Source organism: Actinopolymorpha sp. B9G3, from assembly GCF_040120725.1.
Taxonomy (GTDB): Bacteria; Actinomycetota; Actinomycetes; order Propionibacteriales; family Actinopolymorphaceae; genus Thermasporomyces.
The window spans coordinates 22,062-43,783 of sequence record NZ_JBEEAB010000013.1; the positions used below are offsets into that span (position 1 = coordinate 22,062).

Here is a 21,722-nt window from a genome sequence, read left to right on the forward strand (position 1 = left end):
ACCGAAGGGTGGTCAGGCTTCCGGCGGGATGATCCACACGTCGTCGGGGATCCGCTTCTCGAGCGCCTTGACCCGGGTGCCCAGCGCGCGGTCCTTGCCATCCCACACGACCAGCGCGCAGTCGGCCTGGGCGACGAGCCAGTCGTTGCGGCGGGCGATGACGCGGGCCGCCACCTGCGTGGACGTCGGCTTGTCCGGGGAGAACGTGAGGCTGGCCGAGGCCGCGTCCACCAGCTCCCGGAAGCTCGCCCGGCGGGCCTGCGGCCACACCTCGTCGGGGTTGGGGAACGCGAGCACCGGGACGTACGGCACCTTCGCCCGCGCCGCCGCCTGCGCTCCGAGCTGCTCCGCGCCGAGACCAAGACCGGTGAGCACCACGAGGTCGGGATGTACGGCACGGAGCCCCGCGAGGATCTCGGTCAGTTTGCGGCCGACCTGGGCGGCGACGGGATTGTCGTCGTACCCACCGAGTTGTGGCGGCCGAGGCCCGAAGACGACCACCCGGTAGCCGGCCGGTGCGGCGAGACCGCTGACCGCCTTACCGAACGCGGCCGTGCTGCGCTTGCGTTCGGGCTTGTCGGGCGGTCCCAGCTCCGCCGGCGGGCGTGAACCCGACCGTCCCGTCTGGGTACGTGCCGCCTCGGCGGCGAGCCGGTCGACGAGGTCGTTCATCGCATCGCCGCTGTGGCCTCGTACCCACTGGAAGGTGAGTTTCCCGTTGCGGGCATGGAACAGCTCGACCAGTGGCCGCCACAGGTCCTGGTTCGCGACCGGCTGGCGGGCGGCGTTCGTCCAGCCCTTGCGTTCCCAGGAGGCGTACCAGCGCTTGTTGAAGCAGTTCACGACGTACAGCGAGTCACTGACAACGGTCAGCGGGCCGTCCAGCGCGCGTACCGCCGACAACGCGGCCATGAGTTCCATCCGCTGGTTGGTGGTCTTCGGGTCGGCACCGCTCGCATGTGCGCCGCCGGGCACGGCCCATGCCCAACCACCCGGGCCGTCCGGGTTCTGCAGACAGGCGCCATCTGTGTAGACGGTCGTGGGCATCCACCCAGCATCTCGTACCGCCGCCGACACAGATCAGCGGGTACGCGTGTCGGTGGGATGAGCCACCGGGTCGCCGAGGGGTTGGGCGGGCCGGCGCAGTGGGTGCCGTGTGGGGGGTCAGAACGTGGGTTTCGCCAACAGCGTAAGGGATTTCTACTTCCACGCGTGCGGTTCCGCTGGTTGCCGCAATGATCATTTTGGACTATAGTCGAACGCATGAGCGACACGGGGGTGCGCGTCTCACCACTGCCGGAGGGGTTCACCGAGATGGTGCCCGGTCCCGGCTTGGCGGCTGCGTCGGCGCGGGTTGATCGTGATGCGTGTAACGGCTACGAGCTGGAGGAGCTGATCCGCGCGCGGCGGAAGCTGATCTCCTCCCTGGAGGCGGCCTGTCTGGCCGACGCGGCCGCACTCGCCTATTGTCCGGCCGGTCTGGTCGATGGTCCGGCGGACCGATCAGCGGTGCCGGAGCCCCATGGTTCGGCCTTGTTGGAGCAGTTGTTGGGGTGGTCGGCCTATCACGCCGACTGGTACCTCGACCTCGCCCTGCTCCTGAGAACTATGCCCCGGACCCGTGCGGCTCTGGCTGCCGGTCAGCTCGAGCTCGCCGACGCTCGCGCGATCGGCGAACGGATCCGCGTTCTGGAAACCGCGCAGGAGCGGCGTGCGGTGGAGGACGCCCTGTTCCCGGACGTGTTGGGGCTGCGGGCGGGATTGTTGCGAATCCGGGTCGAAGCCGAAGTGCTCAAGATCAACCCGGAAGCAGCCGTACTCAGGCACAAGCGGGCTCGGGCCAACCGTGGTGTCGACGTGTATCCAGCGATCGACGGGGTGGCCGACCTGCGGCTGCACGGGATACCTGCGGACCAGGCGGTCGAGGCGCACACCTACCTGGACGCCATGGCACGATCGATGAAGTCTGCCGGCGACGAACGCACCCTGCCCCAGCTTCGCGCCGACATCGCCGCCAGCCTGCTGTCCGGCCGCGCCGACATCACCACCTGCGGCAGTGGCGACGCCAGCCGGGCGGCCGCTGACGGTTCGAGTCCCGCCGGGAGCGACGCCACCGACACCGATCCGGGCTGCTCGCACACCGGCTGCGACCACGAGCATCACGACCGGTACTGCCCTTGCCCCGACTGCAAACCCGCCACGTACCGTCCCGATCCAGCCGGTTCGAGCGGCCCAGCCGGTTCGAGCGGCGCAGCCGTTTCGAGCGGCCCGCCCGGCCGCGACGACCAGGAAGGTGGCGGCGATGCCTGTTCCGGGCGTGACGAGGGCGTCTCCGACGGCCAGCCGGATGGGCAGGAACACGCGGACCGGCAGTCTGCGGGGTTCCAGCGGCCGCTGGTGCGGACCAGGGCGAAGATTCAACTCACCATCCCGCTCCTCGCCCTGCTCAACCTGTCCGGACAGCCCGCCGAACTCGGCGGCTACGGGCCGATCCTGCTCGAAACCGCCCGCCGGATCATGGCCAACCACCTGGACAACCCTGATGCCCTGTTCACGGTGGGGGTGACGCATCCGGTCACCGGGCGATTACTGTCCCTTCACCCTGTCCCACGCAGGTTCCTCCGCGGACTCGCCGCAGAGTTGGTCGAAGCGCTCAATCAACGCTGCGTCTGGTCAACGTGTCGCCGTCCGGCGAACACGTGCCAGCTCGATCACACCACCGACCATGCCGACGGCGGCGAGACCTCCGTCGACAACAGCGGCCCGCTCTGCCCGCGCCACCACACCCTCAAGAGCGAAGCCGAGTGGAAGCTCCAGCAGCCGACACCGGGGCATTTCACCTTCACCGACCCACACGGACGCACCTACCGGACCGAACCACCACGCCTCACCGACCCCGACCCCCTCGCCGACGGCGACCCGCCACCGTTCTGACGAGCCGACCCAGCTGAGAGTCGGCTCGGACGATCGACGGACGCCGGTGCGAGCTCCGCGAGCGCACCGGGCCAGGTCGGCGCGGTCTCCGGGCACCTGCCGCGACGTACGCCGAGTGCGGCGGTCCGCGGGTTACTCCTCAGGGCCGGCCAGCAGGAACCTGGCAAGTACGAACACCAGCCAGAGCACCAGCGCGACCGCGGGCGTGGCCTGCACGGGCCCCGGCCAGCCGCGCGCTCCCATCCTCCGGATGAGGACGATGACACCCCAGCTCAGCACGAGGACGACGACCGCGGCCGGGACGATGATCAGAAGGGAGATCGCGAAATACCAGCCACCGGCGCGGACCGGGTCGGTTCCAGGGACCGAGAAGAATCCCCACGCCACCAGGCCCAGGACTCCGGCAAGGACAACGCCGACCAGGCCCGCCGCCCACAGGTAGCCGCGTCCACCCGGAGCGGGATCGGGCAGGGGATTCAGGACTGTCGCATCGGATGTGGACGTCGACGTGGTTTCTCCGGCCATCGCGACCTCCTCGTCGGGCGGGTCTCGACCGACAGGTGTACCTGGTGCGCGGACGATAACCCCGGAACGGCCTGGCCGCCATAAGGCTGACCGCTGTTGGCATCCGAAGTGCAAGCGGGGGCCATGGTGCGTCCCGTGGCGGGTTGTCTCTTGTGCATGTGGAGGTCGAGTACCAATGCCAATGCCGCGTCGCAGTCGCCGCCCACCCAGAAGGCGTCGCGGTTCCTCCTGCAGATGGCGGGCAAGAGCGACGCCGGCAAGAGCACCATCGCTGGACCGCTGGCCCGCACATCCGGCGCGGTCACGCTCGACATCGACGTACTCAAGTCGACGGCGTTGGATATCGGGCTCGCATGGCACGACGCCGGAAGGATCGGGTACGAAGGCACCTGGTCACTCGCGGAATCCCTGCTCTGTCAGGGGATCAGCGTCATCATCGACAGCCCGTGCCGGTTCGAACGCATCGTGACCGAGGGCATGGCAATCTCACGCGCGTTCTCGGTGAACCCGCGGCGGGCGAAGGGTAGCCTCGCAGGCATGGCCACGGCGCTTGTCAGCGGCGATGGCCAGGTGTTGCCGCTCGCTGGCTGGGCGACCGCCGGGTCGGATACGTTGAAAAATCGAATGAGGTAAGGGGAACCGGCTGCCGCTGTCGTCTCGCGCGTCGGCTCGGTGTGCCTGCAGCCAGGCGGGTACGGTGAGAGGAGCAGGCTCGTGAAGATCACCGACGTGTCGGCATATCCGATCGCGGGAGAGCGCCGGTCGTCCCTGATCGTCGTCGTCGACACCGACGAGGGGATCTACGGCGTCGGTGAGGCTGGCGTGTCGGGCCACGAGGCGGCAGAGGCCGCGGCCTGCGTAGCCTTCCGGGACCTGATCGTCGGACAGGATCCGTTCCGGATCGAGCACCTGTGGCAGGTCATGTCGCGCGGACGGTTCTTTCCAGCCCGCGGCGCCATCGCGGCAGCGCTCTCCGCGGTCGACATCGCGTTGTGGGACATCAAAGGCAAGGCGCTCGACCAACCGGTCTACAACCTCCTCGGGGGTCGGGTCCGCGACTCCGTACCCTGCTACACCCACCTGCGGGCCACTCGTGGCGGTGACAGCGGGCTCGGCGATGCGAGTGACTGGTTGGCCCCGGCGCGCGCGGCTGTCGATGCCGGCTGGAAACACCTGCGCTACAGCCCCAATGACGAGAACGGAATACTCGAACCACGGCGTTCCGCGCGTCAGGCGGTGGAATTCACCCGTGCCCTGCGGGAGGAGTTCGGGCCGGACATCGAACTGTTGATCGACATCCATACCAGGTTGGGACTTCCCGAGGCACAGTACTTCTGCGACGCCGTCACCGAACTGCACCCGTTCTTCGTCGAGGACCCGTTGAGGTCGGAGTACGTCGAGGGTTACCGGCAGTTGAGGCGTTCGACCAGGGTGCCCCTCGCCGCCGGCGAACAGCTGGATTCGAAGGTCGCGTTCCGGCCGCTGATCGAAGAGGACCTGATTGACTACGCACGGATCGATCTGTGCATCGTCGGTGGCCTCACCGAGGCGGTGAAAGTCGCCGCGAGCTGTGAGACGCACGGAATTCGTACTGCGGTCCACAATCCGTTGGGCGTGGTGAGCACCGCCGCGTGCCTGCACTTCAACCTCGCGATGACGCCGTTCGGTATCCAGGAGCAGGCGTACCCACCGGGCATCGACACCGAGATCTTCCCCGTCCAGGCGTTCGAGCTCAGGCGTGGTTCACTGTTTCCTCATGACGCACCGGGTCTTGGCGTGGAGTTCGACCGGGAGGCGGCGCGGGCGCGGGAGTTCCGCGGCAGCGCCAAACTGCCGTTGCTGCGGCGGGCCGACGGTTCGTTCACGAACTGGTAGGCCGCCTGGCCGCGGAGCGTCACGTGCGTCGCATCACTTGGAGGAACGTTGACAGATCCGGTACGCATCGGCGTGGTCGGCGCGGGAACCCTTGCCCAGCGAGGGATTCTGCCCCACCTCAGCCAGGACGACGTGCAGGACCGCGTACGTGTTCAGGCCGTCTGTGACCCGGCCGAAGGCCGGGCAGCCGAGGTGGCCGCCCGGTTCGGGATTCCCCAGGCGTTCACCGACTATTCCGATCTCCTCGAACGCGGCGAGGTCGACGCGCTGACCATTGCCTCACCTATCGGGCTGCACTACGAGCAGTGTCGGGACGCGCTCGACGCGGGCAAGCACCTCCACGTCAACAAGTCCTTGACGACGACCGTGGCCGAGGCGACCGACCTCATCGACCGCGCCCACGCCGGCGGGCTGAGAATCGTCGCTTCGCCCGGAGAGATCCTCCGGCCCCAGCATGCTCACGTGCGGGAACTGATCGCCGGCGGCGCGATCGGGACTCTGTGCTGGGCGACGTGCGGTGCCGCTTTCGGCACCTACCATGAACAGGAGCCTGAGCGCACCAAACCCAGTGGTGCCTCGACGATCGATCCGTCGTGGTACTTCCGCCGGCCAGGAGGTGGCCCGCTCTATGACATGACGGTGTACTCCCTGCACGCGCTGACGTCCGTCCTCGGGCCGGCGCGTCGGATCACCGCGATGTCGGCCACCCGGATTCCGGAGCGGATGTTCCAGGGCAGGGCGGTCCAGTGCGACGCCCACGACAACACCGTGATGCTGCTCGACTTCGGCGACGGACTGTTCGCGATGGCCTACGGCACGGCGGCCGGTTCGATCAACAAGGGCTTCTACGGCAGCTTTTTCGGCACCGAGGGCTCGATCATCGGTATGGAGCGCAACGGCGAGGCGCTGGAGTTCCCCGGCAAGGAGATCGTCGACCAGGCCTCGGCGGAATGGATCGGTCGGCAGTGGGTGCTTCCGCACGTGGTGGGCCCGCATCGCGAACTCGACGAGGCACATGTCTTCGAGGACATCATGCAGCTCGTCGACTGGGTACGCGACGACCGGCCGTCCCCGGTCTCGGCCGAGCATGCCCGGCACGTCATCGACATCATCTCCTCGGCATACCGCTCCGCCGAGACGGGTCAGGCCTGCGACCTCACGACGACGTTCTGAGGCTCGTAGTACGGAACGCTGGTCACACGATCGGAGGCCGGCCGAGCCTGGTCATGTGCCACACCGTGCGCCAGCGGATCGGCCGGCGCCGGCCACAGCGCGACGTCCACCCCTCGGCGAACCCACCCCACCAGGCACGCAGGCCGGCGAGCGGCGGGCGGCGGATGACCGTGATCACGATCCACATGCTGAGGTAGATCGGCACCAGGATCGCCGGCAGGTGGCGGCGGGCGAGCCAGACCCGGTTGCGGGCGTTGAACCGGTAGTAGACCGCGTGCCGGCTCGGGTGCGTACGCGGATGTCGGAGCTCGATGTCAGGTCGGTACTCGATCCGCCACCCAGCATCGAGTGCGCGCCAGGCGAGGTCGGTCTCCTCGTGGGCGTAGAAGTACTCGGTCGGCCAGTCACCGATCTGGTCGAGCACCGCCATGCGTACGGCGGCGCCTCCGCCGAGGAACGTCGTGACCTGGGAGGCCCGGAACGGATCGTTGGCTCGCAGGCGGGGAATGTGGCGCCGCTGCGTGACGCCTTGTTCGTCAGCGATGCGGAAGCTGACGATGCCGAGGCTCGGATCGGTGGCGAACGCGGTACGCACCCGAGAGGCCGACGTCGGATCGGGCAGCAGCCCGTCGTCGTCGAGGTACATCACGACGTCGACACCGCCACGGGACCGCAGCGCCGACAGCGCAGCGTTGCGCCCACCCGACACGCCCAGGTTTCGCGGTAGGTCGATGCCCTCGACGCCGGGGGGAAGGGCGGGGAGGACAGTGCCATTGCCGATGACGACGATCCGCATCGGTGGTCCGGCCTGAGCTGCGACAGAACGCAACAGGGCAGCGAGTTCGGCGGGCCGGTCGCCGAGCGTGAGAATGACCACGCCGAGCCGGACTGCCGTGGCGGCGTCCGCCGTCCGCGCGGTCTGAAGCTGGCCGGATGTCCTCACGATCCCCCCGCCGGCGCAAGCCGACAACAATGACATGCGGGTGAAATACCCAGCAACGGATCGTAACGAACCCATAGGAGAACTCGCTGGGCCATTCCGGCATGAGAGCTGAATCGTTAGCTTCTCCGTCGCGCGGACACGAGTGCCTGCGGGGGTGCGCGATCTGGCCCGTTTTCGATGGGGTACGAGTACGGGCTGTCAACGACGGATTGACAACGTCGTGAACGAAAGAAGGGGCTGCGCGGAGGTGCGCAGCGATGGGTAGCTCCACACCCCCGCGTAGAGGCTGTTTCCCCGTCGCAGGTCCCGCCAATCTTCCCGATTTCTCGTGCGTACTGGTCCAGGCCGGACCGCGTTGGTGATCTCGCGAACCGATCTACGCCGATGCTGATTTGTGCAGGGCGCCGGCGTGATCGGCCAGGCCCTGGGCGCATGCCCTGACAAAGCCGCCGAGGATCCGGCGATAGAACCAGCCGGTTCCCGGCACCTTGGCATCGAAAGTCGAATGCCAACGAATGGTCGTACCGTCGTCGCTCTGTTCGAGATCGACATCCGCGCGGTAGTCGCGGACCGGTATCCCGCTCAGCAGGGTGTAGGAGAGCCGGCGATCCGGCCGTAGTTCCACGACTCGTTCCCGCGAAACTGCCCACCTGCTGCGGAAGACCCGGATGGCGCCCACCTCCTCGCCGCCGCCGTCGCCGGGCTGTTCCAGTCCGAACGTCACCATGGGCGACCAGTGTGGCCAACTCGCACCGTCGGTGAGGAGTGCGTAGACCACGGCGGGCGGGGCGGTGGAGTGCGCGCGAACGTCGATCTCATGACGACCCGTGTACCAGATGGTACATGGGTCGTCTGGCTCAGCTACCGCTCTTGCGGCGGAACGAGCGGCGCCCGGTCGTCGGACCGAAACCGTCGTGCACCTTCGAGCCGCCCTTGCCACTGCCCTCGGCGGAGCGGTGTTCGCCCTGCTGCTTCTGCTTGCGCTGCAGGCTCTCGCGGAACTTGCGGCGTACGTCGTCGCTCGGGTCCGCGGACCCCGCGTCGCCCGCGCCAGCAGCTGAAGCCTCCGCCGCGGAGTCGGGATCGGACTCGGCGACTGGCTCCGGGGTTGCGGAGTTCTTGGGCGCCTGCGCAGCTGCCTTGGAGGCGCTGCCACGCTTCTGATCTTGGCCGGCCATACGTACAGCCTGGCATGCTTCGGCCCGGGATGCGAACCCGATACCCCGACCGCGTGCCCGCGCCCCCGGGCTGTGCCTACGCCAGGGGGACTGAACCCGCTCGGTCACCTTCGCGGCCGGCTTCTCGGGGCACACTGGAAATCGTTACTTCACCCGGCGTTTGGTTTTTTGCCCTGCGGGCAAGCCTTCCCCCGTAATCGAAGGGCGGGGGATCTTCGGTGGCGACAGTTCGATCGCCAGCGCACGAGGCGCCAGTAACGCCTTCGGGGCGTTCGTTGGGCGCGATCGTCGTCAGCTGGATCACCTCCACCGACCACAAGGTCATCGGAAAGCTCTATCTCGCGACGTCGTTCTCCTTCTTTCTCGTCGCCGGCCTGATGGCGATGTTGATGCGGGCGGAGCTCGCGGTGCCCGGTATGCAGGTTCTCGGCACGGTCAAGGGCCCGGAGATCTACAACCAGCTCTTCACCATGCACGGCACGATCATGCTGTTGCTGTTCGCCACACCGCTGTTCGTCGGGTTCGCCAACGTCATCATGCCGCTGCAGATCGGCGCACCCGATGTGGCGTTCCCGCGACTGAACATGCTCAGCTACTGGATGTTCCTGTTCGGTGGGCTGATCGTCCTGGCAGGATTCATCACCCCGAACGGCGCAGCGAGTTTCGGGTGGACCGGCTACGCCACCCTCAACAGTGTCGTCCATTCGCCGACCATCGGCGCGGACCTGTGGGTGATGGGTCTCTATCTCGCCGGGCTCGGCACGATCCTTGGTGGCGTCAACTTCATCACGACGATCATGTGCCTGCGTGCGCCCGGCATGACGATGTTCCGAATGCCGATCTTCACCTGGAACACGTTGATCACCAGCGTGATGGTCATCATGGCGTTCCCGATCCTCGCTGGAGCGCTGCTCGAACTCGAGGCTGACCGGCGACTCGGCGCCCACGTCTTCGATGCCGCGACCGGCGGGCCGATCCTGTGGCAGCACCTGTTCTGGTTCTTCGGCCATCCCGAGGTCTACATCATCGCGTTGCCGTTCTTCGGCATCGTGACCGAAGTGATTCCGGTGTTCAGTCGCAAACCCCTCTTCGGGTACTCCGGCATGGTCGCGGCGACGATCGCCATCGCGTTGCTGTCGATGACCGTGTGGGCACATCACATGTTCGCCACGGGCAGCGTCTACCTGCCGTTCTTCTCGCTGTTGAGCTTCCTCATCGCCGTTCCGACCGGAATCAAGTTCTTCAACTGGATCGGCACGATGTGGCGTGGGTCGATGACCTTCGAGACCCCCATGCTCTGGTCGGTCGGCTTCCTGGTGACGTTCCTGTTCGGCGGGATGACCGGAGTGATCCTGGCGTCGCCGCCGATGGACTTCACCGTCACCGACACCTACTTCGTGGTCGGTCACTTCCACTATGTCGTGTTTGGCACTGTCGTGTTCGCGATGTTCGCGGGCTTCTACTTCTGGTGGCCCAAGATGACCGGCCGGATGCTCGACGAAACGCTCGGCAAGGTGCATTTCTGGACATTGTTCGTTGGCTTTCATACGACATTCCTGGTCCAGCACTGGCTGGGCGCGGAGGGAATGCCGAGAAGGTACGTCGACTACCTGCCGGGGGACGGTTTCACGACGCTCAACATCATCTCGTCGGTGGGTGCGTTCCTGCTCGGCATGTCGACTCTGCCCTTCCTGCTCAACGTCGTCCTATCCCGGCGGAACCCGCTGGTGGGAGTCGACGACCCATGGGGCTGGGGGCGCTCGCTCGAGTGGGCGACGTCATGTCCGCCGCCACGGCACAACTTCACGTCGATGCCGCGCATCCGGTCAGATAGCCCCGCATTCGAAGTTCATCACCCGGAGATTACGCGACTCGAATTGGAGCAATACAACGGTAGGAGCACACCAGAACGAGATGCTGGCAATTCCTGGGGCCTTTCGAAGAGGGAAGAGGAGTAGCAACCGATGGAGCAGAACTACACGCTCGATGTGTCGCCTGACGTCGAATCCGCGCCGCAGGGTGCCGCCGCGGACGGTTCGGCCGCCTGCATCCCGGGCCAGCGCGCCGATGCCGACGGGCAAGCGAACGTCGTGAAGGCCGGACGGGGACGTCCGTCCTTGGGGGGACAGGGCAGGTCGCCGCAGGTAACGTTCCGGGCGCCGCCGTCGTTGCGCGCGCAGGCGGAGGAGCGCGCGGCCAGAGACGGCAAGACCGTGTCGCAGCTGGCGAGGGAAGCCTTCGAGATGTACCTCACCAGCTGACGCTGGTGAGTGCGTACGGACATCGATCCGACGCGGAGCGAACCGAACCCCGCGATCGAACGGCCCGGACCCGCCAGCAACACGCGTAGATTCCCCACGATGCACGGTGAACCCACCGTGCATCGTGGGGATATTCATGTCTGTCCGATCATTCCGCAGCCACCCGGTAGCCCTGGCGTGGGGCCGGGGCCCGGTATCACGGCTCGGCTCGGATGACTCGGATGAGAGGTCAGGACCGGATGCGCGGAGGAAGCGAGATCTGCATCGTCGCCGCGTGTTCGTTGGGCGCGTCCTTGGCGGCCGAGCGCAGCCACATGCGCCGGTAGGGCCCGCTGGCATGGATCAGATCGGTCGGGGCTCCTCGCTGGACCACCCGTCCGCCCGCCAACACGATGATCTCGTCCACCACGCTGAGCCCGGCCAGCCGGTGCGTGACCAGCAGAGTCGTCCGTCCCTGCGTGGCCACCAGCAGATCCCGCATCAGCGCGGACGCCGTGGCGTCGTCGACGTGTGCGGTGGGCTCGTCCAGCAACAGGATGGCCGGATCGGCGAGGAGCGTCCGCGCGAGGGCGAGGCGCTGGCGTTCGCCGCCGGAGAGTCGTACGCCCCGTTCACCCACCGGGGTGTCGAGGCCCAGGGGAAGCCGACCGACCCACCGCCACATCCGGGCCCGCTCCAACGCCTCCGACAGCTGCTCCTCGGTCGCGTCAGGACGGCCGAGCAGCAGGTTGTTGCGGATCGTCGCGTCGAACAGATGCGCATCCTGCGCGCACGCGGCGATCGCGTTTCGACGTGCTCCGTCGTCAAGCGCCGCCAGATCGACGCTTTCGCCACCGGCACCGACGACCTGGATGCTCCCCGTCTCTGGTGGCAGGAACCCCAGGATCGCCGTGACGAGCGTGCTCTTACCGGCGCCGCTCTCGCCGACGATCGCCACCCGTTTGCCTGGTTCGAGCGTCAGGTCGATCTCGTACAGCGTGGGCGCTGCCGCCCCCGGCCACCGCACTGCCAGGTCACGGATCTCGAGCGTCAACGATCCGACGGGCGCCGGCAGGTGGCCGTCATCCGTCGATGGCCTCGGCAGGTCGGCGAGGGCGCGGAGCCGGTCGACCGCCCGTAGTCCGCGGGCGAGCTGGTGGAACGCCATCGGCAACGGAGTTGCCACCTCGAACGCCGCGAGCGCGGTCAGCGCCAGCACGGGAAGGAGGACGCCGGACACCTCGCCGGACCGGACCGCGGGGATGCCCACCACCAGCTCGCCGAGCACCGTCAGGCCGGCGGCTGCCGTCGTCATGGCGGCAGCCGCGCTGGCCGACGCCGCCGTCCGCTTCGCCCGCAGGGTGAGCTCGCTGTCTTCGGCGTCGAGGCGTTCGAGCCAGCGATGAGCGGCACTGTGGGCGGTCAGGTCGGCCAGCCCGCTGAGGAGTTCGACGACCGAACCGGTGAGCGTTCCCCGCGCCGGCGCCACCCGCCGATCAGCGACCTTCGCGGCCCTGAGCGCCACCAGTGGCGTGACGACACCGGCGAAGAGGAGGCCGGCAGCAAGGACCGCACCGCCGGCGGGAAGGAAGTAACCGAGCCCGACCGTGGCTGCCGTACCGCTGATCACGGCCACGCCGATCGGCAGCAGGCCGCGAACCAGCAGGTCCTGGACGGCATCGACGTCGTGGACGAGCCGCCCGAGTGCGTCCCCGCTGTGCAGCCGGCCAAGGCCAGCCGGTGCGGCCAGCTCCAGGTCGTCGTACACCCGGACCCGCGTGCGGGCCATCACCCGGAACGCGGCGTCGTGGCTGATCAGGCGTTCGACGTAGCGGAGTACGCCACGGCTGAGGCCGAACGCGCGTACGCAGACGATGGCCACCGTGAGGGTCACGATCGGCGGCTGCTGCGCTGCCCGGGACACCAGATAGGCCGACGTCGCCGCGAGCCCGATCGCGCAGCCCAACGCGGCCGAGCCCAGGACCGCCGCACAGCACAGGCGCAGCAGTTCCGGTCGAGCGGCGCGGACCAGCCAGCGGACGGAGCTCGGCCGCCGACCCGTCGCCCGGCGGTCGGAGCTTGCGCGGCGGCCGGCTGACCCGCGGTCGTCGGCGGCGTCAGCATCGAGGTCAGGGGCGTCAAAGTCCGCAACGCCGTCGCCCGCAGCGTCAACGCCCGCAGTGTCGTCCCCCGCAGTGTCGTCGCGCCAGTGGGTCATGCGGGCACTCCCAGCCGATCAAGGCGTACGACGTGATGGCACAACCGCAGCAGGCCGGGCCGGTGGGTGACGAGGATGACCGTACGTCCGGTGAGGACCGCGGGAAGAGCCTGGAGCAACGCGGTCTCGGTCTCGGGATCGACACCTTCGGTCGGCTCGTCGAGCAGCAGCAGGGGTGCGTCGCGCAACAACGCGCGGGCCAGCGCGACCCGGCGGCGCTGACCGGCGGACAGGCCGAGCCCGCGTTCACCGATCTCCAGCGTCATCGAGACGTCGACCGCGGCCGACCTGGCCGCCCGGGCGATGGCGTCGGCGTCGGCGTGCGGGTCGCGGAGGGCGATGTTGTCGGCGACCGTACCGGCGAACAGCACCGGATCCTGCGGGAGCCACCCGATCCGGCTTCGCCAGGCGTCGGCGTCGAGCGTCGCGAGATCGATGTCGTCGACAAGGACCCGGCCATGGTCGGGACGAACGAAGCCGAGCAGCAAAGCGAGCACGGTCGACTTGCCCGCCCCACTTGGCGCCACGAGACCGGTGACCTGGCCTGGCGCCAGCTCCACCGACAGGTCCTCGAGCGGTGGGTGCGCCCGATCGCTGCCGAGGACGGTGACGTCGTCGAGCCGGATCGCTGCGGTACGCGGATCGGGTACCGGCTGGTGGTAGTGGCCGGCGCGCGGTCGATCGGCGGTGAGGCTCGGCCCCGGGACCGGTTGTTCCAGGACGCTGAACATGTCCGCAGCGGCGCTGAGACCTTCGGCGCTGGCGTGATAGTGCGCGGCGCCTTGTCGCAGCGGCCAGTACGCCTCCGGCACCAGCAGCAGGACGAAGAGTGCCGTCCGCAGGTCGAGCTCGCCCCCGGCGACCCGCACGGCGATCGCGACCGCCACGACGACGAACGACAACGCGGCGGTGAGCTCCAGTGCCAGCGACGTCAGGAACGCCACCCTCATGGTCGAGAGGCTCGCCCGGCGCTGCTGGTCGGCGAGACGGGCGATGATCGTCGACTGCGCCCTGGACCTGCCGAAGGCCTTGAGCGTGCCCAACCCGGACAGGATGTCGAGGAAATGGTGCGCAAGTGCCTGCAGGGCGTCCCACTGCCGATTCACCCGGCGGCGGGTGGCGACGCCGACCAGCACCATGAACGCCGGGATCAGCGGCACGGTCACGATCACGACGAGCGCACTCGCCCGATCCGTACCGGCCAGCATGGCGATCACCGCGACGGGTATCAGCCCGGCCAGAACGAGCTGCGGAAGGTAGCGCGAAAAGTACGAGTCCAGCGCGTCGATCCCGCGCGTCGTAAGACTCGCCAGCTCACCGCTCCGCTCGCCTGCCAGCCAGCGCGGCCCGAGGCGTACGACATGGTGTAACAGGTGTTGGCGCAGCTCCTGCTTGACAGCGGTCGAGGTCCGGTGCGCGGCTACCTCAGCCGCCCACGCCAGCAACGCGCGGGCGCAGATCGTGAGAAGGAGAATCACGAGGGGTACGGCGAGTGCCGTGAGGTCCCGCTGCTGTTCGAACGCCAGCACGAGGACGGTCGCGAGCACGTACGCCTGCGCAAGGATGAGGCTCGCCTGGGTGATCCCGATCGCCACCATGGAGGTGAGGTAGCCACGCGTGGCGCGGGCGTAGCGCAGCAGACGTCGATCGAACGCCTGCATCAGCAGGACCGGACGTCAGGGCGCGACAAGGCAGACATGAGGGACATAAGGGTATTCCCGCGGATCGTTGATCACACGGCGGCCATGGTGGAACCTCCCCGCGAGTCGCGCGGCGGTCAGGCTCATGCGTCGGGCACGCTCATGGTCGCGCGGTGGGGGGCCTGATCACGGACACGATCACGATCATCGGAACGGCGGTCCGTCTCGCGGTGGCTGGCGCTGGGTGGGCACCTCGTCGTCGGTGAGGCGTACACGGGAGGCGGGATGTTCGACCAGGGCGAGCACCCGGCTGGCCATGAATCGCGCGGTGCGGACGGGGGTGCCGCCTCTCGTCACCTCGCTCACCTCGATGATTCCCCGGCCGGTCGTGATCTCGACGCGCCGGCCCATCCGGGTGGCGATCACCTCGTAGGTCCGCGTCTCGCCACCGGCATCGATCACGATCTCGACCCGGTCGCCCTTCATACGTCGATCGTCGTCCATCAACCGGGCCGGCGTCTGCGAATCGTGGACGTTCCGCCGGACTCGGACGACCTGCGACCATCACCTGACTGGCGCCGTGGGCCGTCGGGCACTGTCGCCGGTCAGAAGCTCGCGAAGAGGTACGGCGTCGCTGGGGGAAACAGCGTGCGCAGGGCCTGGGCCGCTTCGGTGTCGATCTTTCCGTAGCCCTGCAGCGCGACCTCCGCCGGATCGAGTACGCCGTAGACGAGCGCGGCCAGGCCGTGGGACGTCAGCGTCGCGGTGGGTGGCCCCGAGCCCGCGCCGGAACCCGAGCCTGCGCCGCCGGATCGGGTCGGCTCGGAGCTGACCTCCAACTCGCTTGTCGTACCGTCGAGCAGCCACGTCCCCGCGACGAACGGATCGTCGACGACCTCGACCCGCACGCGTGAGGAGCCGACCGAGATCCCGGCGAGCCCTTCGACGGACAGCACCCGGCCCATCGGTGCACTGTGGAGCGGGCTGGCGATCTTGGTTTCGTCGGTGTAGCGGATGTCGGTGTACCACAGGTCCGGCCGGCCGTCCGGCGGCAGTTCGAAGGTGAAAGCGGAGTACTGCTCGGCGTGCAGCCCCAACCACTGCAGCAGCAACACCCGACCGGCCAGACCGCGGCTGAGGAACCGGGAACCCTGCAACTCGTGGCCGAATCCGTTCGTACGGTAGAGGAGCGCGCCGACCACCTCGTCGTCCTGGCGGGCGAGGATCACCCAGTGGCTGTCCGAGTCGCGAAGCTCGGTGACGCTACGGCGAGGGGGCACCGAGAAGCCGTGGCGCTCGCCGAGCAGTTGTTCGATGAAGCGGTGGTAGTCGTCGAACGCGGCACCGATCCGGTGCAGACTCAGCTCGCCCCCCGGCACCTCCGCGTGGCGGATCCGGTGGAGTCCGTCAGGGAAGAGCCGGATGCTGCGCGGCTTGGGGAAGCCGACGTAGCCCGCGCGTTCGTAGAACGACATCCGGTACGGATAGAGGGTGCTGACCACGTGTCCGCTGTCGCGCATCTCGCCGTGCAGCCTGGTGAGCAGGCGGGCGACATGCCCCTGCCGCCGGGCCGCGGGATGCGTCGCCACACCACTCACACCGAGCATGGGGAGCGTCCGGCCGCGGACGTGCTGGCGCATCGGGATCCCCACCGCGGTGGCGGAGGCCTCGGCGCCGGTGAACGACACCAGCGTCACGTTGTCCTCGCGGTAGGCCAGAGACCGCCGCCAGCCGTCGACCTGGGGCGCGGCGGCCACCGGGGTGGCGCCGAAGGCGTAGTCCTGCAGGGGGTACGCGGTGGCGAGCAGTTCCTCGCCCGTGACCCGCCGGATGGTCGATGAGGTGTCTGTCACGAGCCGGCACGTTACTCCGAGCTGTGGGATCGCTTCGCGCCGGGAAAACCTCCGACGACGCGCGGAGCCTCGTGGGTGTCGGTCGAGAGGGAAAGGTGGCGGCGATACGCGGTCGGGGTGAGCCCGACGAGGGACCGGAACCGGCGGGCGAAGTACGTCGGATCCGGCCAACCCACGAGGGCACCCACCCGGGCCACCGGCAGCGTTGTCCGGGCCAGCATTCCTGCCGCATTCTCCGCCCGCAGCCGCGAGAGGTACGCGATCGGTGACAGCCCGACATGTCGCCGGAACAGCCTCGTGAGATATGTCGGATCCAGGCTCACCAGCCGGGCCAGATCCGCCACCTGCCAGGGATGCTCGGGCTCGGTGTCGAGGTGCGCGCATGCGGCGGCGACCGCGGGGTGGACCGTACCGGCGGCCCGCGCCGACGGGTCGCCGTCCGCACCGGCGTCCATGCCCGCTACACCGCCCGCGATCCGGCCGAGCACGCCGAGCAACTGTCCGAGCAGCACGATCCGGTGCGCCGGTGGGGACGTGGGAGGCGCGGCCAGCCGCTGCCGCAGGAGGTCGATCTCGGCGATCGTGTCGTCGGCGTCGGTGGCACTGATCCTCCTCCGCAGAACGCCGTGGCTCCCGGTGGCCAGCGGCCCGGTCCACAACAGGTCCCGGACGCCCGGATCGTCACGCAGGAAGCCAAGATCCGTCCGGAGCGCGGACATGGAGACGCAGGTGTTGGCGACGACGAGGTGATCGCAGGCGACGAAGCCGTGCCAGGCGCCCGGGCGCAGGACGAACACGGCTCCCCGGCGTACCTCCTCCTCTCCCTGCGCACACACGTGCCGGCCGGTCCCTCCGCCCACGACGGCGATCTCGCAGAAGTCGTGCCCGTGGATCTCGGTGCCGCCCTCGAGGTCGTAGATGCCGGCGAGCACCGGCAGGGCCGCGGCACGGAACAGGTCGTGCTCGCGGTAGACCGGTGCGGGTCCGCTGGCTGCCGACGCCATCGAGGGATCGTACGCCGGTTTCGGATGCCGACGGGACCACCGGCTCCGGTCGGCGAGGTCAGGATCGTCCGAGTGCTGGTCGGGATCGGCCTAGCCGCGTCACCGGGGAGAGGGCCAGCCTGGGGGCAGGCACCGACACCCGGTCCTGGGAGGCTCACATGACCACCGACGAGACGGACGTACGACGCGGCGACGTCGACCCGGCCACCGGCGCCATTCCCACGGCGCTGGTCGAGTCGTATCGCCAGGATGGTTTCGTCCGAGTCCGTGGAGTACTCGCACCCGCGGAGGTCGACAGGTTCCGCGCCGCGGCCGAGGCGTACCTCGAAGCCCATCGTTCGGAGAGCAATGCCGGAGGTGGGGTCTTCACCCAGCTGGTCAACGTCTGGCAACGCGATCCCACGATCCGTGAGCTGACGCTGCATCCCCGCGTGGCGGGCGTCGCCGAGCAGCTCATCGGGACATCCGTACGCATCTGGCACGACCACATGCTGGTGAAGGAACCGCACAACGACGTGGCGACGGAGTTCCACCAGGACCGGCCGTACTGGCCGCACGCCGGTGACCGGCTCTCGGTGTCGGCGTGGATCGCTCTGGTCGACGTACCACCCGAACGCGGTTGCATGACGTTCCTGCCCGGAACGCAACGGCTGACCGGGTTCCGGCCGCAGAACCTGCGCGACGAGGAGGACCTGTTCACGGTCGACCCCTCGCTGCGCTGGTCTCCCCGGGTGACGGTCCCGTTGCGAGCCGGGGACTGCACGTTCCACTCCAGCTACACCGGGCACATGGCGCTGCCCAACCGCACCGATCAGGCGAGGCTCGCGCATGTGTCCATCTACATGGACGCGGCGACGACGTACACCGGCGCACCGCACGTCGTCACCGATCCGCTGGGCCTTCGGCCGGGCGACCCGCTCGACGGCGAAACGTTCCCCCGCCCACGCAGCTGAGCCCGGCCGGGGATTCGGACGAAGTATGGGGCCGCATGAGACCCCGAGGAGGAGTCTTGACGATGCATGATCTTTCGCGCAGGAGGTTTCTCGGCGTTGTCGCGGCCGGTGTCGTGGTGGGGGGCTGCTCCGGGCAGGACGGCACGGGTTCGAACGGCGGCGGTGGTGCAGGAGGCACCCCCAAGCCGGGTCAGTACAAGGAATCGCCTGTTCTCGCGGCTCGGGTGAAGTCCGGTGACCTGCCGCCGCTTGCGGAGCGGCTGCCGAAGGAGCCGTTCGTCGTCCGGCCGGGCGTGCTGGTGGACGAGAAGTTCGTCAAGCTGGCGCAGGGCAAGTACGGCGGGACGCTCCAGCTTCCCCAGGAGTTGCCGAACTTCGACCCGCACGTCTTCCTCGGCAACATCGAGCCCATGCTCTGGGCACCCAACGGGTTTGGTTATGCACAGGGCGAGACGCTCGTGGGCAATGTGGTCGCCGGTTACGAGGCGAACAACGACAACACCGTGTTCACGTTCCACATGCGGGACGGGTTGAAGTGGTCCGACGGTGAGCCGGTGACGACCGAGGATGTGCGGTTCGCGTTCGAGGATGTGCTTTATAACAAGGAGATCACGCCGATCTTCCCGGACTATCTGCAGGCGGCCCGTCGTACGAGCAATGCGCCGGCGAAGTTGGAGGTGATCGACGACTTCACGTTCAGCCTGACCTTCGACGCGGAGTACGGCACTTTTCCCGCGCAGGTCGGGATCGCCCAGTGGCGCAGTTACGGCGACATCATCAAGCCGAGGCACTACCTGGAGCAGTTCCACGAGAAGTACGCGGACAAGGCGAAGTTGCGGGAGATGCTGAAGGAGGAGTCGATTCCCGCCGACCAGTGGTTCAACCTGTTCATCGCCAAGCAGATGGGCGCCTGGCTCGACGTCTCGAACGAGCAGTTCATGGGGCATCCGACGTTGACGGCGTGGGTGATGTCGAAGGCCAGCGACGGGGTGTTCGGCTTCGAACGTAATCCGTACTATTTCAAGCTCGACTCGGCGGGGAGTCAGCTGCCGTACATCGACGAGCTTCGTTCGCAGCTGGTGCAGGACAAGGAGACGTTGACCTCGCGGGCGTTGTTCGGTGAGTTCGACTATCTGGGTGAGCGGGCGTCGCTGCGGCAGATCTCGCTGATCGCGGAGAAGGCGGACAAGGGCGAGGTCACCATGCATGTGGCGCGGATGCACCGGCTCCCGATCAGCTTCGCGCTGAACCTGACCCATCCCGACAAGGTGTGGCGCGAGGTCGTGCGCGACGTCAACTTCCGCCGGGCGCTGGACCTGGCCATCAACCGTGAGGAGATCATCGAGAACTTCTACCTCGGTGAGTTCGCCAGCATTCCCACGCAGACGAGCAACGGAAAGTACGACGTGGCGGAGGCGAACCGGCTGCTGGATGACATGGGGCTCGCCGAGAAGGACGGCGACGGATTTCGGCTGGGCCCCGACGGGACACGCTTCCGCATTCCGTTCGAAGTCCAGGACGCTTCCGAGGACCACATCCCGATGAGCGAGCTCATCGCTGAACACTGGAAGAAGGTCGGCGTCTTCACCACGGTGCGCAAGCTCGATGCGACAGTTGCCGGCGAGCGCCAGGAGGCGAACCAGATCAAGGCGACTGGCCTCTGGGCTGCCCATGACATGTGGTCGAGTGCCGGGTGGGACGACTATCTTCCGGGAACCTACTGGGGTCCGCTCTGGGCCTTGTGGAACAGCACCCAGGGCGAGGACGGCGAGGAGCCCATTCCCGAGGTCAAGGAACTTTTCGAGCTGCACGGACAGTTCATGTCCGCAACGATCGGCTCGCCAGAGGGCAAGGCCGCCCTGGAGGGCATCCTCGAGAGTCATCGCGACAATGTCTGGACGTTCAACCCGGTCGAGCGCTCCTACTATCCGACGTTCTGGACCAAGCGCGTCAAGAATGTGCCGGAAGGTGTCAAGGAAGAAGTGTTCGGAATCGTCGTCAACATCAGCATGGAGCAGTGGTACATCGACGGTTGAGCACAGGAGCTCGGACGGGCTCCACCCAGCACGGTGATCAGCTGTCATCCGGTGGTCGGGCCCGACCCGCGGGCGGACCGGTACGCCGGGCGGCCAACACGTCGCCGATGAAGAAGTCGTAGACGAGTACCCCGATCACACCGCCCACGAGCGGCCCGACGATCGGGATCCAGAAGTACCAGCTGAACGCCCCCGGATCCGTACCAGGTAACGCGGTCTCACCCCAACCCGCCAGCCACGCGAAGACGCGCGGTCCGAAGTCGCGGGCGGGGTTGATGGCGTAGCCCGCGTTCGCGCCGTACGAGATGCCGATGGCGGCGACGATCAGGCCGATGATGAACGGCCCCATGTTCGCCTGAACCGCCATGTTCCGCCGGTCGATGACGGCGACGATGAGCAGGAGCAGGAGGGCAGTGCCGACTACCTGGTCGACGAACGGCCCGACCCAGCTTCCGTGGAAGTAGCCCGCTGGTACCGTCGCGAAGATCGAGAACGTACTGAGTGCTTCGCCGGACCCCCGAGGTGTGTGCGCAGCCGTGTTGTAGGCGTTGATCGCCGATTCGTACACGGCGTAGACGACCGCCGCTCCGGCGAACGCGCCGAGCACCTGGGCGACGACGTACGGACCGACCTTCGACCACGGGAACTGCCGGCGCACCGCGAACCCCAGCGTGACGGCCGGGTTGATGTGTGCCCCGCTGACCCCTCCCGCGACGTACACCCCGAACGTCACCGCGAACGCCCATCCGAACGCGATCAGGAGCCAGTCACCCGCGGCCTCGAAGATGACCGTCGGTCCACCCGTGCGGCCCGAGCCGGGCAGGCCGGCGACAGCCATCGCGACCGCGCCGTCGCCGAAGAGGATGAGGACGAACGTACCCAGGAACTCCGCCAGGGTCTCGCCCCACAGCCCGCCGACGCGCTTCAGCCCACGCGGGCTCCTTCGCAGCGCGGGGATCTCTTCACTCACCGTCCCACCCCTGGTGTCCCACCCACGCACGATCAGGCCCGTGGGTACGAAAGGGCCATACCCGCAGCGGTCCCGCGCCCTTCCGGATGCCGCCGGTCTTCGCGCCCAGGTGAGGAAAAGACATGCCTGTGCTTCAGCCTGGGCACCCGGTTCCACCGTCGATGACCCGTTCGGGACGCG

The 21,722-nt window shown here is 68.0% G+C and carries 19 protein-coding genes; 8 read left to right on the top strand and 11 right to left on the bottom strand.

Going from position 1 to position 21,722, the window contains the following annotated elements; genetic code table 11:
• Positions 1–12: 12 nt before the first annotated feature.
• The gene (locus ABNF93_RS21685; protein WP_349329962.1) at positions 13–1,047 is read right to left on the bottom strand and encodes a ribonuclease H family protein; all 1,035 of its coding nucleotides are present in this window, start codon (positions 1,045–1,047) and stop codon (positions 13–15) included.
• A gap of 216 nt (positions 1,048–1,263) precedes the next feature.
• On the opposite strand from ABNF93_RS21685, the gene ABNF93_RS21690 reads away from it, so the two are divergent.
• Positions 1,264–2,934 (top strand): HNH endonuclease signature motif containing protein, encoded by a 1,671-nt coding sequence (locus tag ABNF93_RS21690; protein WP_349329963.1) that lies wholly within the window; start codon positions 1,264–1,266, stop codon positions 2,932–2,934.
• 132 nt (positions 2,935–3,066) lie between these two features.
• Here the strand turns inward: ABNF93_RS21690 and ABNF93_RS21695 are convergent, their stop codons facing one another.
• Positions 3,067–3,459: a hypothetical protein gene (locus ABNF93_RS21695; RefSeq protein WP_349329964.1), complete on the bottom strand. Its 393-nt coding sequence runs from the start codon at positions 3,457–3,459 to the stop codon at positions 3,067–3,069.
• A 156-nt stretch (positions 3,460–3,615) separates the two neighbouring features.
• Between ABNF93_RS21695 and ABNF93_RS21700 the strand changes: the two genes are divergently transcribed.
• The 3 genes from ABNF93_RS21700 (at position 3,616) to ABNF93_RS21710 (ending at position 6,507) form a co-directional block, all read left to right on the top strand.
• A complete protein-coding gene (locus tag ABNF93_RS21700; RefSeq protein WP_349329965.1) occupies positions 3,616–4,092 on the top strand; it encodes a P-loop nucleotide/nucleoside kinase family protein in 477 nt (158 codons plus the stop codon).
• An 81-nt stretch (positions 4,093–4,173) separates the two neighbouring features.
• Positions 4,174–5,334, top strand: coding sequence for a mandelate racemase/muconate lactonizing enzyme family protein (locus ABNF93_RS21705; protein WP_349329966.1), 1,161 nt, complete (start codon positions 4,174–4,176; stop codon positions 5,332–5,334).
• A 48-nt stretch (positions 5,335–5,382) separates the two neighbouring features.
• Positions 5,383–6,507 carry a Gfo/Idh/MocA family protein gene (locus tag ABNF93_RS21710; RefSeq protein ID WP_349329967.1) on the top strand — a complete coding sequence of 375 codons (1,125 nt, stop codon included), beginning with the start codon at positions 5,383–5,385 and terminating at the stop codon, positions 6,505–6,507.
• 22 nt (positions 6,508–6,529) lie between these two features.
• On the opposite strand, the gene ABNF93_RS21715 is transcribed toward ABNF93_RS21710, so the two are convergent.
• The 3 genes from ABNF93_RS21715 to ABNF93_RS21725 form a co-directional block, all read right to left on the bottom strand.
• On the bottom strand, positions 6,530–7,450 hold the full coding sequence (locus ABNF93_RS21715) for a glycosyltransferase family 2 protein (RefSeq protein ID WP_349329968.1): 921 nt from the start codon (positions 7,448–7,450) through the stop codon (positions 6,530–6,532).
• A gap of 376 nt (positions 7,451–7,826) precedes the next feature.
• Positions 7,827–8,390 carry an SRPBCC family protein gene (locus ABNF93_RS21720; RefSeq protein WP_349329969.1) on the bottom strand — a complete coding sequence of 188 codons (564 nt, stop codon included), beginning with the start codon at positions 8,388–8,390 and terminating at the stop codon, positions 7,827–7,829.
• Complete coding sequence (locus ABNF93_RS21725) at positions 8,308–8,628, bottom strand: DUF5302 domain-containing protein (RefSeq protein ID WP_349329970.1); 321 nt, start codon at positions 8,626–8,628, stop codon at positions 8,308–8,310. Before ABNF93_RS21725 ends, ABNF93_RS21720 begins: the two co-directional genes overlap by 83 nt.
• A 218-nt stretch (positions 8,629–8,846) precedes the next feature.
• Between ABNF93_RS21725 and ctaD the strand changes: the two genes are divergently transcribed.
• Together ctaD and ABNF93_RS21735 are read left to right on the top strand one after the other, a co-directional pair.
• Entirely contained in the window at positions 8,847–10,586 is a 1,740-nt protein-coding gene (gene ctaD / locus ABNF93_RS21730; RefSeq protein ID WP_349329971.1) for an aa3-type cytochrome oxidase subunit I, read from the top strand.
• 6 nt (positions 10,587–10,592) lie between these two features.
• The gene (locus tag ABNF93_RS21735; RefSeq protein WP_349329972.1) at positions 10,593–10,889 is read left to right on the top strand and encodes a hypothetical protein; all 297 of its coding nucleotides are present in this window, start codon (positions 10,593–10,595) and stop codon (positions 10,887–10,889) included.
• 229 nt (positions 10,890–11,118) lie between these two features.
• On the opposite strand, the gene cydC is transcribed toward ABNF93_RS21735, so the two are convergent.
• From cydC to ABNF93_RS21760, 5 genes are all read right to left on the bottom strand, one after another.
• Positions 11,119–13,086 (bottom strand): thiol reductant ABC exporter subunit CydC, encoded by a 1,968-nt coding sequence (gene cydC / locus ABNF93_RS21740; RefSeq protein WP_349329973.1) that lies wholly within the window; start codon positions 13,084–13,086, stop codon positions 11,119–11,121.
• Positions 13,083–14,747: a thiol reductant ABC exporter subunit CydD gene (gene cydD, locus ABNF93_RS21745; RefSeq protein WP_349329974.1), complete on the bottom strand. Its 1,665-nt coding sequence runs from the start codon at positions 14,745–14,747 to the stop codon at positions 13,083–13,085. Before cydD ends, cydC begins: the two co-directional genes overlap by 4 nt.
• Before the next feature lie 183 nt (positions 14,748–14,930).
• The gene (locus ABNF93_RS21750; RefSeq protein ID WP_349329975.1) at positions 14,931–15,212 is read right to left on the bottom strand and encodes a DUF8836 family protein; all 282 of its coding nucleotides are present in this window, start codon (positions 15,210–15,212) and stop codon (positions 14,931–14,933) included.
• Between the two features lie 119 nt (positions 15,213–15,331).
• Entirely contained in the window at positions 15,332–16,579 is a 1,248-nt protein-coding gene (locus ABNF93_RS21755) for a GNAT family N-acetyltransferase (protein ID WP_349329976.1), read from the bottom strand.
• A gap of 11 nt (positions 16,580–16,590) precedes the next feature.
• Positions 16,591–17,583: an AraC family transcriptional regulator gene (locus ABNF93_RS21760; protein WP_349329977.1), complete on the bottom strand. Its 993-nt coding sequence runs from the start codon at positions 17,581–17,583 to the stop codon at positions 16,591–16,593.
• Between the two features lie 158 nt (positions 17,584–17,741).
• On the opposite strand from ABNF93_RS21760, the gene ABNF93_RS21765 reads away from it, so the two are divergent.
• A complete protein-coding gene (locus tag ABNF93_RS21765) occupies positions 17,742–18,536 on the top strand; it encodes a phytanoyl-CoA dioxygenase family protein (RefSeq protein ID WP_349329978.1) in 795 nt (264 codons plus the stop codon).
• 62 nt (positions 18,537–18,598) lie between these two features.
• On the top strand, positions 18,599–20,572 hold the full coding sequence (locus ABNF93_RS21770; protein WP_349329979.1) for an ABC transporter substrate-binding protein: 1,974 nt from the start codon (positions 18,599–18,601) through the stop codon (positions 20,570–20,572).
• Positions 20,573–20,609: 37 nt separating this feature from the next.
• Here ABNF93_RS21770 and ABNF93_RS21775 read toward each other — a convergent pair whose 3' ends face one another.
• Complete coding sequence (locus ABNF93_RS21775) at positions 20,610–21,542, bottom strand: MIP/aquaporin family protein (protein ID WP_349329980.1); 933 nt, start codon at positions 21,540–21,542, stop codon at positions 20,610–20,612.
• Positions 21,543–21,722: the final 180 nt, after the last annotated feature.

Coding starts and splice junctions, on each gene's coding strand:
- ABNF93_RS21685 (WP_349329962.1), bottom strand. CDS start 1,047: ATGCCCACGACCGTCTACACAGATGGCGCCTGTCTGCAGAACCCGGAC.
- ABNF93_RS21690 (WP_349329963.1), top strand. CDS start 1,264: ATGAGCGACACGGGGGTGCGCGTCTCACCACTGCCGGAGGGGTTCACC.
- ABNF93_RS21695 (WP_349329964.1), bottom strand. CDS start 3,459: ATGGCCGGAGAAACCACGTCGACGTCCACATCCGATGCGACAGTCCTG.
- ABNF93_RS21700 (WP_349329965.1), top strand. CDS start 3,616: ATGTGGAGGTCGAGTACCAATGCCAATGCCGCGTCGCAGTCGCCGCCC.
- ABNF93_RS21725 (WP_349329970.1), bottom strand. CDS start 8,628: ATGGCCGGCCAAGATCAGAAGCGTGGCAGCGCCTCCAAGGCAGCTGCG.
- ABNF93_RS21735 (WP_349329972.1), top strand. CDS start 10,593: ATGGAGCAGAACTACACGCTCGATGTGTCGCCTGACGTCGAATCCGCG.
- cydC (WP_349329973.1), bottom strand. CDS start 13,086: ATGACCCACTGGCGCGACGACACTGCGGGGGACGACACTGCGGGCGTT.
- cydD (WP_349329974.1), bottom strand. CDS start 14,747: ATGCAGGCGTTCGATCGACGTCTGCTGCGCTACGCCCGCGCCACGCGT.
- ABNF93_RS21750 (WP_349329975.1), bottom strand. CDS start 15,212: ATGAAGGGCGACCGGGTCGAGATCGTGATCGATGCCGGTGGCGAGACG.
- ABNF93_RS21760 (WP_349329977.1), bottom strand. CDS start 17,583: ATGGCGTCGGCAGCCAGCGGACCCGCACCGGTCTACCGCGAGCACGAC.
- ABNF93_RS21765 (WP_349329978.1), top strand. CDS start 17,742: ATGACCACCGACGAGACGGACGTACGACGCGGCGACGTCGACCCGGCC.
- ABNF93_RS21770 (WP_349329979.1), top strand. CDS start 18,599: ATGCATGATCTTTCGCGCAGGAGGTTTCTCGGCGTTGTCGCGGCCGGT.